Origin of the sequence: Flaviaestuariibacter amylovorans (genome assembly GCF_039541815.1) — a bacterium.
Classification (GTDB): domain Bacteria; phylum Bacteroidota; class Bacteroidia; order Chitinophagales; family Chitinophagaceae; genus Flavisolibacter; species Flavisolibacter amylovorans.
Window position 1 is genome coordinate 1 of record NZ_BAABGY010000015.1, and the last position, 13,024, is coordinate 13,024.

8 protein-coding genes are annotated in these 13,024 nt (G+C 61.5%); 3 read left to right on the forward strand and 5 right to left on the reverse strand.

All coding sequences use genetic code 11. The features are described 5' to 3' along the window. Positions 1 to 312 precede the first annotated feature (312 nt). The gene (gene recR, locus ABD937_RS19650; RefSeq protein WP_345257606.1) at positions 313 to 933 is read left to right on the forward strand and encodes a recombination mediator RecR; all 621 of its coding nucleotides are present in this window, start codon (positions 313 to 315) and stop codon (positions 931 to 933) included. 331 nt (positions 934 to 1,264) lie between these two features. On the opposite strand, the gene ABD937_RS19655 is transcribed toward recR, so the two are convergent. Next, on the reverse strand, positions 1,265 to 2,830 hold the full coding sequence (locus ABD937_RS19655; protein ID WP_345257608.1) for an Ig-like domain-containing domain: 1,566 nt from the start codon (positions 2,828 to 2,830) through the stop codon (positions 1,265 to 1,267). Positions 2,831 to 3,210: 380 nt separating this feature from the next. Further along, on the reverse strand, positions 3,211 to 6,384 hold the full coding sequence (locus tag ABD937_RS19660) for an ATP-dependent helicase (protein ID WP_345257609.1): 3,174 nt from the start codon (positions 6,382 to 6,384) through the stop codon (positions 3,211 to 3,213). A 699-nt stretch (positions 6,385 to 7,083) separates the two neighbouring features. Here ABD937_RS19660 and ABD937_RS19665 point away from each other — a divergent pair. Together ABD937_RS19665 and ABD937_RS19670 are read left to right on the forward strand one after the other, a co-directional pair. Then, the gene (locus ABD937_RS19665; protein WP_345257611.1) at positions 7,084 to 8,466 is read left to right on the forward strand and encodes a hypothetical protein; all 1,383 of its coding nucleotides are present in this window, start codon (positions 7,084 to 7,086) and stop codon (positions 8,464 to 8,466) included. A 243-nt stretch (positions 8,467 to 8,709) separates the two neighbouring features. Next, the gene (locus ABD937_RS19670; protein ID WP_345257612.1) at positions 8,710 to 9,243 is read left to right on the forward strand and encodes a PepSY-like domain-containing protein; all 534 of its coding nucleotides are present in this window, start codon (positions 8,710 to 8,712) and stop codon (positions 9,241 to 9,243) included. Between the two features lie 152 nt (positions 9,244 to 9,395). Here ABD937_RS19670 and ABD937_RS19675 read toward each other — a convergent pair whose 3' ends face one another. From ABD937_RS19675 to ABD937_RS19685, 3 genes are all read right to left on the reverse strand, one after another. Further along, positions 9,396 to 10,931: an alpha/beta hydrolase family protein gene (locus ABD937_RS19675; RefSeq protein WP_345257613.1), complete on the reverse strand. Its 1,536-nt coding sequence runs from the start codon at positions 10,929 to 10,931 to the stop codon at positions 9,396 to 9,398. A 324-nt stretch (positions 10,932 to 11,255) separates the two neighbouring features. Continuing rightward, a complete protein-coding gene (locus ABD937_RS19680) occupies positions 11,256 to 11,648 on the reverse strand; it encodes a response regulator (RefSeq protein WP_345257615.1) in 393 nt (130 codons plus the stop codon). Positions 11,649 to 12,076: 428 nt separating this feature from the next. Next, positions 12,077 to 12,940, reverse strand: coding sequence for a DUF4349 domain-containing protein (locus ABD937_RS19685; RefSeq protein WP_345257616.1), 864 nt, complete (start codon positions 12,938 to 12,940; stop codon positions 12,077 to 12,079). Positions 12,941 to 13,024: the final 84 nt, after the last annotated feature.

The following is a 13,024-nucleotide window of genomic DNA, read 5'->3' on the forward strand; positions in this document are numbered from 1 at the left end:
CGTCGCAACACGCTATGATAAAACCGACACCTGCTTCCTCGCATTCGTCTATCTCGCCGCAGCGCTCACTAATGCAAAGTAATTGTCAACACGGCCTAAGTCCCCCCTCTGGGGGACAGGGGGAGCCGCTCCCACAAGAGAAAATTTCGAAAGCAGGAAGAAGCCTCCCCGCAACTGGCGCCCCTCCGGAAAGCTCTGGTTCCGGCATCAATAACCCACCAATTTAATACTCTGTTAAGAGCGCGTTCGGAGCCCCATTTGAAGCACGTTTTAACCGGTTTTCACCCCCCGATTTCGTACCTTTGAAACCTTATGCAATTCTCCTCGGCCTTACTGGAAAATGCGGTCAATGAGTTCGCCAAGCTGCCCGGCATCGGGCGAAAAACGGCGCTCCGCCTCGTGCTGCACCTGCTCAAGCAGGAGCCAGAGGAAGTAGAGCACTTCAGCGAGATCATGAGCCGCATGCGCAGCGAGATCAAGTTCTGCCAGCGCTGCCACAACGTGGCCGACGGCGACATCTGCTCCATCTGCGCCAACTCAATGCGCAAGCAGGACGTCATCTGCGTGGTGGAGAACCTCCGCGACGTCATCGCCCTCGAAAGCACCCAGCAGTTCAGCGGCACCTACCATGTGCTCGGCGGCGTCATCTCCCCGCTCGACGGCATCGGCCCCGCGCAACTGAACATCGACACGCTTGTGCACCGCATCCATAAGGAAGGCACGGCGGAGCTCATCTTCGCCCTCTCTCCCACCATCCAGGGTGATACCACCATCTACTATATCCAGAAGAAGCTGCCCGAAGGCACGCGCGTCACCACCATCGCCCGCGGCATTGCCTTCGGCGGCGAGCTCGAGTACGCCGACGAGATGACCCTCGCCCGCTCGCTCCAGAACCGCCTTCCGATCGAGAGCTACGTGTCGCAGGCGAAATAAGCCCCCTGTCCCCCGGAGGGGGAAATTAGGTGGATCATGCTCTACTTGGAATGAACTTTTCTCAAAGCAGTTTTATACGAAAGCCCCGACGGAGTCGGGGCTTTCTACTTTAGGAGGGTGGAACAGAATACTTGAGCATTAGAATACATGAGCAAATGAACAATCGAGGGGCAGCGCAACTCCCGTTCTACTTCATGTATTCCTATTCTGTCTTGCAATAGAAAGAAGGGTCAACAGTTTAAGAGGATTTCCAGCCTAAGTTCCCCCTTCGGGACCAACCGAGCGAAGGCGAAGGTTGCGCGCGCAGCGCCGGGGGCCGGGCCGGTGGACTTTATCCTCCGGTCTTCTGCGGCCGTTGCCCGCCCGGCGGAGGCGTGGATGGTGTCTGTGCCGGCCGGTTGCCTCCGGGCGCAGGATTGGCGGGTGCCGGGGCGCTGTTGGGGGCAGGGGAAGCGCTGCCCGCGGCGGGCGTGTCGGGGCCGGGAATGTCGATCTCCACTTCCGTGTCGATATCGGGCTTGACGTTGAGGCGGCGCTCCACCGGGCGCACGAGCTCGGGCTGGCGGCGGCCTTCGAAGAAGCGGCCGGGGTCCCAGGTGCCGTTGCCGTTGCGGTCGAAGAGCACGCGCAGCTCATAGTCGCCGGGCTCGAAAAAGTCGCGGTTGAGCGTGCCTGAAGAGATAGGCGCCGAGAACTGGACGGTGCCGTTGAGCACGAACTGCAGCACCGGGTTCAGCTTCGGGTCTATACCGCGGAAGCGGAGCACGAGGCGGCCGTAGTCGCTGGTGGATTTTGCCGCGAAGCGCACCGTATCGGTACGCAGCTGGCTGCGGCCCGTGCTGTCGGTGGCAAAGTCCTTGTCGAGCAGCAGCTGGTATTGGGCGCCGCTACGCCAGGCAGATCTCACCGAGAGCACACGGGCCGTGGAGTCGAGGCTGAGGCGGAAGGGTACCGGCGTGTAGGTCGTATCCACCGTCAGGCGTACCTTGGTGGAGTCGAGGCGGGTCACCTTGTTGGCGAAGTTGATCTGGAAGTCGCGCTGCAGGTCCTGGTCGCCCGAGATCACCGGCGTGTATTTGAGGCGGCGGTCGGTGGCAGGCTGCGGCGGCCCCTTGCTGCCGGGTGCGCCCGGGGCGCCGGACGTCGTGCCGGCGGTAGTGGCGGCCTTGGTTTCCTGGTAGGCGTGCAGCAGCACGTCGGGCGTGCCGGGGCGTACCACGATGGGCGAATCCGTAAAGGCGAAGAGCTGGCTTTTGTTCTGGTAGCGGCGCGCGTTCTGCGGGTCGCCGAGGGCGTAGAGGGCAAAGGTGCCCGAGGGCAGGTTGCGGAAGGTGAAGCGGCCTTCGCTGTTGAGGCGGGTGATGTAGCGGGGACGCTCCTTCACGACGGCGCTGTCGTCGAGGTTGCGGTAGAGCAGCATCGTGAGGGTGGTATCGATGGTGCCGGTCTCGGCGAGGTCCACGCTGCCGCTAAGGGTGAGCGAGTCGAGGTAAGGGCCGGTGGAGAAGGTATAGGTATAGCCGCGGAGGACATTGCCCTCGTTGAAGTCCTTGATGGCTTCCCCGAAGTTTAAATTGTAGGTGGTGTTGGGCTCAAGGGAATCGCGGAGCTTGATGGTGAGGGTGCGCAGCCGTGCGGTGATTTCGGCTGGCTTTTCGAAAAGCGGCGTGAACAGGACCGAGCCCGGGGTGTAATCGACATACTCATCGAATTGAACCACGATCTCGTTGCCGCGGAAGTTGAGGGATGAGTCTCCCGGCGTCACTTTCACCACGCGTGGGGGCAGCGAGTCGCGCGGGCCGCCGAGCGGCGGTACGATGTTGGCGCAGCCGGCACCGCCGAAGAGGGCAAACGCCAGCAGGAGCGCCGCCGGGAACAGGAACAGGACCTTTTTCATGGAGAAAGCAAACATAGCACGTTTCGGGGCAACGCTCGGGCGCCGCTTCTTAAGGAAGGGCTAAAAACGTGAATCGTGAATCGGCAATCGTGAATGAGGCAGCGGTACCGGAGGAGCTATGTTCTCCCGGATTGGTGTTCGTTGCCGTTGTGGATCCGTTTTACCGCTAAGGCGCAAAGTTCTTTTGCCCAAGTCGTTTGCGGCACAAGCCTCCTATAGGGTATTGACCTTTCCTTCGACTTCAACCGTTTTTCAAGAGCGCAAAGAGAAAGCCCGCAAGCGGGCTTCTATGATTCTGGACACCCTACCGGTCTAGGGGTTCCTTAGGACAATTGGGAAACCAAGCTCCCCTTCCCCTCGGGAAGGGGCTGGGGGATGGGTCACACCACCCGCAACAAAGTGCGCTTGCTCTCGGCCTCCTCCACCTTCAGCTCGTGCAGGGCGATCGCCATCTTGTTGGTCTTGACGAACCTGCACCAGTGGCAATCGGCATCGCCGCAGCCGGTATAGAACTCCTTGTTCTGGATCTTCTCGTAGGTTTCCCTGATCTGCGTCTTTACGTCCTGCAGGTCCATCTCGTTGATGACGACGTGCTCGCGGATGTATTCCTTCTTTTTATTGGGCTCCACGAAGTCGAAGGTCACGGCCTGCACGTTCCACTCGGGCTTGTAGGCGGCGAGCATGATCTTGTAAAACACGGCCTGGCGCCAGTAGTCGCCGCCGTTCGGGATCTTGGGGTTGGGCCGTGCGAACTTCTCCTTGCTCTTCTCCGGGTCGCCGGTCTTGTAGTCGACGATGGTGACGTCGCGGCCGCTGAACTCGAGCTTGTCGAGCTTACCGCGGAGGAGCTGCCCGTCCACGTTCACGCTGCGCACGTTGTGCTCGATGAGCACGAATTTGTTGAAGGAGGCGATGTGGCGCGTATAGTACTGCTTCAGGATCTCGAGGCCGTACTCCATGCGGCGCTCGAACTGCTCCTTCGTAAAGCACTCGCGGTTGCGCTTCATATACCAGCTGAAGTCGTTGAGGAAGTCGTCGAGCGTGGGGAAGTTCTCCTGGGCATCAGCCTTCATGCGTACGAAGAGCTGCTCGAGGGCATGGTGCACCGCGGAGCCGAACTCGGCCGCCTCGTTCTTGGGCGAGGGGATGCGCACGATGTTCTTGAAATAGAATTCGAGCGGGCAGCGGAGGTAGTTGTTGAGTGCCGACACGTTCATCTGGAAGCCGGCGAGCACGCGCGAGAGCACTTCCTCGTCGAGGTGGGCCACCTCGGGCGCGAAGATGCCGGTGAGCTGCAGCACGGCGAACTCGGCCACGAGGTCGTCGGAGAGCGCCTGCCGCTGTGCGGGGATCGGCGCCGGCTCGTAGATCTCGGCGAGGAACATGGAGGGCTCCAGCAGCTTGCCCTCGTCGGTGGCCTTGCTGTAGGAGATGTAGATATGCTGCTTCGCGCGGGTGAGCGCCACGTAGAAGAGGCGCCGTAGTTCCTCGGTGTCGTTGCCGCTCGCGTTGGAGGCGAACAGCGTGTCGGGGAAAGAGAAGCCGGAGTGGGGCTTTTTCTTCTTTTCCCAGCAACCCGAAGTGGCACCGGCGAGGAATACGTACTCGAACTCGAGGCCCTTGGATCCGTGGCAGGTAAGTAAGTTGACGCCTTTTTCATGGCCCGCCACCTGCACCAGCGGCAGCACGAGGCCTTCCTTGCGCATCAGGTTGATGCGCTCGAGGAACAGCTCGAGCGTGATATAGGGGTTGCGGCGCGTCTCGTCCTTCACGTGGCTGTAGAAGCCGGTCACCACCTGCAGCAGCCAGTTGCGCTCGGGCGCGTTCATGATCTGGCCAAGGAAGCCGCCCTCGCGGAGGGTGCGCTCGAGCAGGTTCTGGAGGGTTTCGTTGCGCACGGCGCCGATGAGGCGCTCCAGTATTTGTACGGCCTCGCAGAGGTGCGGGTGCAGGCCCTTGTCGAAGAGGTCCTTCGGGTTCTTGCGCTCGCACACGTAGCGGCGGAGCGACATCTTCTTGTTCTTGTTCTGGTAGTTCTCGTCGGCTACCTGCATGGCGGCCTTCGCAATCTCGAGCGGCGGGATGCCGAACCACTCGAAGTGGAGGATCTCGAAGAGGGTGCCGTCGCCGCCGTAAGGGGTGTCGTGCTCCGCTACGAGGTACTCGAGCACCAGCAGCAGTTGCTGGATGAGGGGCTGCTCGAGGATGTTGAGGTGGCGGCGGGTATAGAAGGGAATTTCCTTGAGGCGCAGGTACTGGGCGAGCTCCTCGCCGTACTTGTTCTCGCGATAGATGATGCCGATGCAGTTGGGCGCCACGCCTTCCTTAATGAGCTGCTCGATCCGGTGGGTAATGCCGATGAGCTCGCGGCCCTGTGTGTCGTACTCGTGCACCTGCGGATCCTTGGCGAGGGCGGCGATGGCCTCGTTGCGGGCCTGCAGGTCTTTGGAGAGGCCTTCGAGCTGCTTCACGAGGCGCTCGTTGTTGCGGTCGATGAGGGCCTTGGAGGCATCGAGGATGGATTGGCCGGAGCGGTAGTTGTCGGTGAGCACTACGGTGAGCAGGTCTTCGCCGAAGGAGGAGCCGAAGGCGAGCATGTTCTCCACGTTGGCGCCCTGGAAGCGGTAGATACTCTGGTCGTCGTCGCCCACCACGAATACGTTGGGCTTTTCCCAGTAGGCCATCAGTAATTCTACGATCCGGTTCTGCGCGCCGGAGGTGTCCTGGTACTCGTCTACGAGGATGTACTGGTACTGCTCCTGGTACTTGCGCAGCAGGTCCTCGTTCTCCTGGAAGGCCTGGATCACCCAGTTGATCATGTCGTCGAAGTCGTAGCGGTTGCGTTTCCGCATCAGCTCCTGGAACTTCGTGAACTCGCCGCAGGCGGCCACGAGCTTGTCCATCTTCTCTTTCTGTTCGGCGAGGGCGGCGAGCTTGAGGTCGCCCTTCTTGAAGCCCTTGCCGGCTTTCTTGTATACGTAGTCCTCGCGGTTGGGGAGGTCGTCGAGGTACTCTTTCACCTTGCCGCAGATGAAGTCGGGCGTCCAGCCTTCGCGTTTCATAAGGGAGAAGAGCGACTGGAGGCCGTGCATCTCGAAGTAGACGTCGCCGCGGTAGCGCTTGAGGGGGTGGTCCTTGCCGAAGGCGTCGATGAGCTCTTTCATCAGCTCGATGCGCTCCAGCTCGGAGAGCGGGTCGAGGGCGGTGCGCTCGAAGAGGCCGAGGTTGTCCTGGATCACCTCGTTGCAGAAGGCGTGGAAGGTATGCAGGGCCACGCGGTAGGCGTCGGGACCGATGAAGCCGGAGAGGCGGCGGCGCATGGCTACGACGCCCGCGTCGGTATAGGTGAGGCAAAGGATGTTCTCGGGCTCGATCTGCGCGTCGGAGAGGAGGATCTTGCCGATGCGGGCCGACAGGATCTGCGTCTTGCCCGTGCCCGGGCCGGCGATCACCATCACGGGGCCTTCGATCTGGTCCACGGCTTTGCGCTGCTGGGTGTTCAGTTTCTGGTATTCCTCGTTGAATTTATCGAGCAGCTGGGTGCGGTGCGACATGCAGGGTTGGTTTTCTTAATATGAAGGTACGGAGGTTTGCTAGGATTTTTAGTAGTGCTTATCCCCATTCGCCCCATACATATGCGCCCCGCCTTGCTATTCTCCGAGCCAAGGGCATCACTGAGCCAGATGACCCACCCTGGAGCCAGCTTAAAAAAGGCTTGTGTTGGGCGCACTCACTCCGGCTCCTCCACAACAACCTATCCTCATACTCCACCCCAAACTGATCCGGCAACCTCACGAACTCCTTCCGGAACATCTTCCGGCGATGATGTTCTACCTGCCGCGCGATGTAACGGCACACCACCGGCACCAGCTCCTTGGTATACGAAAACACCCCAACCCCTTCCTGCCAGCGGAAGGTGACGGCGCAGAAGCGGCGCTCGTTGATCCAGTGCGAGGAGTTGCCCTGTACGTCATGCCGCCCATCCCCAGCCCTTCCCGAAGGGGCGGGAGTTTGAGGTCCCGCTCGTTCAGGCCTATCGTGAAGATGATGGGCCTTTTCACCTGTCGCTTTTGCAGCAGTTGCGAAAGAAGTGGCCGGACCGTAGTCGGGATTACCGCCAATGGAACAGTCATCCAGGTCGCACAACAAAAAAACGCTACCTGGAAATGTACTGCTGCAGGAAAAATGGCTACCGGAAGAAATATCCGGCCAAAGTGCCCCCTTGGGGGGACAGGGAGCCTAACTTAGCTGCCATGCCCCGTCTCCTCACTGCACTCTTGCTCCTCTTCGCTACCGCCGCCGCCGCGCAGCGCGTAGAGACCGTGCAGCTGGAGGCCGACCTCATGCTGACGCCCGGCACCTTTCTCCTGCGCGACACGCCCGCCATCCAGGTATATATGGGCCTGAACGAGATCGGCGACACCCGCTCCTGGAACCGGCAGCTCTATCCCTCGCACGACAGCATCCTGCGCGCCTACCGCTCCTGGGGCCACGAGCCACTGCGCATCAGCGCCCTCTCGAAGGCGCCCGCGTCGAAGCTGCTACGCGGGCTCCGCCACGAAGAGCTCGAGGTGCCCGGCACCGGCTACAGCGCCTACCTCGCCGACAACGAGCACGCGCTGATCTCGGTATGGGGCGGGAGCGATAACGGCCGCGCCCGCAGCCACGCGTTCATGGTCCCCATCACGGTACTCTCGATCAACGGCGGGCACAAGCTGATCTCGATCCCGGGCTTCGGCTACCTCCTGCACACGGGCCGCTACCGCCTCTTCCACAACGGCCGCGAAACCGCCTTCGAGCGGCGTTGGCCCGACGATATCGCTACCCTGCGCCGGCACCTGCGGCAACAGTACCCCGACGGCGTTCCGTTCAGCACGCAGGGTCGAAGCGGCCTCCGCACGCAAGGCGGCCGCATCCTCGTGCCGGCCGGCTACGACAGCATCCGCTATGCCGGCGCCTTCATCGCCGCCCACAGCGGCGGTACCATCGACCTGTACTTCCGCAACGGCGAGCGCCTGCCGCACCGCGACGTCCGCGCGGTGCGGATCGACCGCGAAACCGGCGGTTTCAGCATCGCGCAGGGCACCGCCAGCACCCATTGGCTCGATGCCGACGGCAACCCTACTTCCCGTCCCATGAACGGCTATTGCGGCACCGGGGCCTATCACCGCGTGCAGCAGATCCTCCGGCGACGCGACTCGTTCTGGCTGCACGGCGGCACGGTGTCCGAAACCGATACGCTGCTCCGCCTCCACAACCTCCTGGCCGCCGATACGGCCATCGCCGACATCAGTTTTCTCAACGGCACCCACCTGCACGAAGACCGCGGCGTAGCCGCCGGCTTCAGGTGGCCCGCCCGTCCCCTGTTCGTTCGCTACCGCAACGGCCACACGGGCATCGCCGAGCCTTCGGACGGCGGCCTCCGCTTTCTCGTACCCGCCGGCCCCTACCGCTTCCAGGACCTCAGCACCCTGATGCGCTTCGACGGCCCCGCGGGCGTCGGCGTATACCCCTTGCACCCTGCCCCGCGCTTCCGCACGCTCGGCGCTTTCGACAAGGGCTTTGCCCGCTACACCCTCCCCGACGGAAGCACCGGCTGGGTGGACGACGAAGGCCGGGAATACCCCGATCAGTGATCGCAGATCTGGGATCGCGGATCTGGGATCTGCCTCTGTGTAGCGTTTGCTCAAGTAGCCGACCGCACTTTATTCCAACAGTTGCCCCACCCCCTGAACCTTTCTGAACCCTATTCTCCCACTCTCCCATTACCCCATTACCCCATTACCCCATTAGCACATTACCCCATTAGCACATTCGTTTTCTGGCAACCTTTTTGGCTTTAGTTAGGTGTTAACCTATAAACACCTAAAAGCTGATCTATGAAACTTCAACTCCTGTCCCTGGCGGCCGGCCTGATGCTGATGGCCTCCTGCGGCACCACACGCACCACCACGGTGTCGAGCTCCTCGGCCAACGCGGCCTACGGCACGGCTCCCGGCACTGTTACGACCATCTTTTACGATCAATACCCCGGCGCCTCCAACATTACCTGGCAGGCTTTCGACCCCACTACAGCCGCTGTGGACTGGGAGCTCGTGGGCTGGCCCACGCTGACGGCTTCCGATTATGCCGTGACCTTCGACCATGAGGGCAACCGCAGCACCGCCTGGTACGACGCCAACGGCAACTGGATCGGCACTACCTACGAGATCGCCAACATGGGCAACGTGCCCGGCCGCATCGGCAACACGCTCCGCACGCAATACAGCAACTACACCGTAGAATCCGTACAGCGCGATACCTGGAAGGGCAATTCGGCCTACGAGGTGAAGCTGCGCAACGGCGACCGCAAGGTGAAGCTGCTCATCGACGAGAACGGCAACATCATGAAGTCGAAAGAGAAGATCGACTAGGATCGTGAATCGGCAATCGTGAATGGCTTTCGAAAGCGGCACGCGCCTGAAGTCGATCATCATTCACCTGATTATAAATTGGCCGGGCATGACCCGGAAATGAGCAGGTTCCGGCAATGCGCCGGGACCTTCTTGTAGATATACGGTGGGCGTCAAAGCCGCGTGAGGGAGTCGATGCGGATGCTGCGCAGGAGCCGCTCGCCGGGACCGCGGTGGATCCGCAGCAGGCGGGGGCGCATCCCCTGCGGCGTTCCGATCCATTCGCCGGGGCGCAATACGAGGCGCTGCGCGGTGTCGGCGTCTTCGAAGTGAAGAGCCACCGGCAGCCCGCGCTTCCGGTCGATCTCGATCACAACGGGCGGCCAGGAACGCTGTACCACGCGGATCGATTCGGTGGAGAAGCTGATGTTGCGCTGCCGGTGCACCTGTGTTCCGGGTAGCTGCAAAGCCGGCCCGCAAAGGCTTAGCCAGTAGAGATAATAGATACGGCGCTCCAGCGCAAACGATGCGCTGTCGATGGGCCTACCGCTGCGGGGGCGCACGCCACCCGCCGGCGTCAGCTCCAGGCTCGGAAGCAGCGGCAGGTAAGCTTCAGTGTGGCGACTGCGTACCCGCACCGTATCGGGCAGGTGGAGGTACCACTGCTGCTCCCACCGCGACGTGGCCTTTCCAGCAGTGTCGTAAAATGTCAGCTCCCCCATCCAATGTTGCCGGAGCGTGGGGCCTGAGTTGCGCATCCCCAGTTTCGCTGCAGCCTGCTCCAGCAAGCGGCGCCCTTCGCGCGCAGCCTTTGCCGTCACCGTGTCTTGTACCAAGAGCCATGCGATACGGTCCTTTAAGGCACTGTCGCTCTTGAACAAATGATCAGTTGCGTACCACGATGTTCTTGCCGGCCCAATGGCCCGGATGTATTCTTCACTGTGCCGGCGCACGATGTATTGGTCGTTGGCAGCGGCCTGGTAATAAATGCGTGCGTTGGCAAGGCGCACCAGGTGCTCGGGCTCCATGAGGGAAAGACGGTACACGGCAGTGTCATAAATGCCCCGCTTTTTCTCCTTCGTGGTTTTCCAGGCCCCCAGCGGGTCTTCTTCCATGGAGCGCGAGAGCGATGGCAGCCCGGCCATGAATACGGCGGCGCGGATGCGTGGCTCGGCAGGCAGGAGCAGTCCGCCCAGGGTGGCGCCGTAGCTGTGTCCGATGTAGTAGATGCGGTCGGGGTCGATGAGGGCGCGCTGGCTGCGGGTCCAGTTGAGGAAGCGGGTTATGGCGCGCACGCTGCGCTGGATGTTGTCGGGGTATGCGCGGAGGGGGTCGGCGGTGCTGTCGGCCGAGGGCCAGTGCCAGGGTGCGTCGAGCGACAGGCACAGGAACCCGCGGGCGGCGAAGGCTTCCATCTCGGCGTCGAAGTAATGCCGGTTGCCGCCGCCCCAGTGCTGGAAGAGGATCAGCGGCTTACGGAGGGGCGCGCCGGCAGCCTGGACGAGCGTGGCGGAGGCGGTGTCGCCCGGACCTACTACGAAATGCACGTCGCGGAACGGGATCCGGTTCCGCACGGTGTCGGCCACCACGGTCAGGCGCACGGGCGCGTCGGGCACCTGCAGGCGCCGCAGGATCGAATCGCCGTAGGAACGTTGCGCGGCAGCGGTGAGGGTAAGTACCAGGAAAAAGCAGAGGGACAGGGCACGCATCGGCAGGGGCTTGTTGCCTAAAGATAACCCGCTGCTGCGGCTCCGGACATGCGTTGGGCGACTGCCTCCCGCTTTTTGATGGGGGGCTTAGGGTTAATCATACTCTTGAATCGTACCATGCGATCGCCATTGTGTGCTACCGGTGTCTATCGCGCATCCGCGCAGTTCGTATTTATCATACCTCCCGAAGCCTCGGGACTGCGTTCCTTCGCTACGCGACAAAGGAGGACCGGGGTCCTCCTTTGATGGTTTAGTGTGTGTTTGGGCGGTAACGGGACGCATCATGATGCGTTGGTACGATCTGCCATCAGGGGCATCTCGATGTTACACGGCGGGCTCGTTCTCTTTGAGAAGCTCCATGAGGGCGCCGAAGAGCTGGGCCTTGGTGAAGGGCTTTTCGAGGTAGATGTCGGCGCCGGCGGCGAGGGCAGCGTCTTTGGCGGCGCCGTCGTAGCCGGAGATCATGATGATCTTGACCGAGGGGTAGTTCTTTTTCAGGAAGGGCAGGAAGTCGAGGCCGAAGCCGTCGGTGAGCTTGTTGTCGAGGAGCACGAGGGCCGGGGTTTCTTTTTGTAGAAATTCCTCAGCAGCAGCGAGGCCTTTCACGTGTTCGAGTTCCATGCTGCGGCCGGCGAGCATGATGTTGAGAAGCAGGCACATATCGCCTTCGTCTTCGACAATGAGGACTTTCTTGGTAGGCAGGGAGGGCTGTGACATAAGTGGTTGTTTAGAACGGTTGGTCGTTTAGTGATTCGTTTTTTAAGCAGTAAAGCAGGTGTGGCTGTTTTACCTCAGGAGTATCTCTTTCCAAAATCGTTCCAAACCCCACCCCCGGCCCCTCCCCGGGAGGGAGGGGTGACTCCGTTGAACTGAACTACAATCGCCCGCATGCTCCTATTCGGCGATCTCTACAGAAGAAGACTTGCGCATATACCAGGACGTGACTGCCGACACTGTAAGTGAATGTATACGAATATGGCGGTTTGCATAGAAACAATTACTTGTGAGCGTATATGCTTCCACTCCCCTGCGCTGTGACAAATTCCTATCGGATAACGACGTAGGCTCCTTAATGAAGACAAAACCCACGTCCCCCGACAAGCTCGGGATGGCAGACGTGGGCTGGTTGTGTGCTGGTATAAATTCTATGCGCTTGCCTTGCGGGCAAGTTGTGCACGGTAAATGAGCCAGGCGCCGGCGGCGAGGAGGAGAAAGGGCCAGAGGTGCGCAAGGCCGATGAGGAGCACGAGAAAGCCATTCCAGCCGTCTGCAAGGCCGGAGCGAAGGCGCGCGCCAAAAGAGGGTCCATAGGCATCCATATCCGTGTTGGCGCGTACTTCGCGGCGCAGCACGGGGTCTTGCCAGAGCGAGAGGCGCACGGTGCTCCAGCGTACGTCGGTATTGATCTGGCGTTGCCGGATGGCCTGCGTAATGGCCTCATCGGCGACGGCCACCCGGCGCCCATCGCCACCGCCCTTCACGGTTGCCGGCGTCGCCTCCAGGTAGGCCTGGCGGTTCTGCTGCCGCAGGTAGGCCTCGAGGTAGGCCAGGCTGCGGTCGTCGATGTCGAGCACGCTTGAGTGCAGGAAGCGCGCGCGGTCCGACACGGCAAACACAAACTCCTCGAGCCGCTCGGAAGGCACGCGCACCACGAGCTCCGCGCCGGGATGGTACACCGTGACGGCCTGCACCGAGTCGGCACCGAGCGCCCACTCCTTGCCTGCACCTTCATTGGTGCGGATCTCCTGGTGACTCACCGTGCCGCTCAATCCGCGCACGAGCGCCGCGATGTCCTTGGTGCCGGCATATACGTCCGTCACCTTCATCCTGAGCCCGGCGGTCTTCACGATTTTGACCGGGTCCCCGGCGGTTGCAGCGGCCGTATCCACCGGGATGCCGAAGCCGGTGCCGGTACTGTCGGACATGATCTTTTCGGGAGCATAACCTTCGTTTGTGTTGCATGCGGAAAGGGTGGCGACGAGGGCGCCGGCGAGCAGGAGGATGCGCATAGAGGTATTTTCCCTTGATGCCGCGGACCGCGAAAAAGTCACCCACCAACAATACGCCTTAACAAATCCTGAACAGACCGGGCT

Excerpts from the sequence above, each read along its gene's own strand:
- ABD937_RS19660 (WP_345257609.1), bottom strand. The coding sequence starts at position 6,384 with ATGTCGCACCGCACCCAGCTGCTCGATAAATTCAACGAGGAATACCAG.
- ABD937_RS19675 (WP_345257613.1), bottom strand. The coding sequence starts at position 10,931 with ATGCGTGCCCTGTCCCTCTGCTTTTTCCTGGTACTTACCCTCACCGCT.
- ABD937_RS19685 (WP_345257616.1), bottom strand. The coding sequence starts at position 12,940 with ATGCGCATCCTCCTGCTCGCCGGCGCCCTCGTCGCCACCCTTTCCGCA.
- ABD937_RS19655 (WP_345257608.1), bottom strand. The coding sequence starts at position 2,830 with ATGAAAAAGGTCCTGTTCCTGTTCCCGGCGGCGCTCCTGCTGGCGTTT.
- recR (WP_345257606.1), top strand. The coding sequence starts at position 313 with ATGCAATTCTCCTCGGCCTTACTGGAAAATGCGGTCAATGAGTTCGCC.
- ABD937_RS19665 (WP_345257611.1), top strand. The coding sequence starts at position 7,084 with ATGCCCCGTCTCCTCACTGCACTCTTGCTCCTCTTCGCTACCGCCGCC.
- ABD937_RS19680 (WP_345257615.1), bottom strand. The coding sequence starts at position 11,648 with ATGTCACAGCCCTCCCTGCCTACCAAGAAAGTCCTCATTGTCGAAGAC.
- ABD937_RS19670 (WP_345257612.1), top strand. The coding sequence starts at position 8,710 with ATGAAACTTCAACTCCTGTCCCTGGCGGCCGGCCTGATGCTGATGGCC.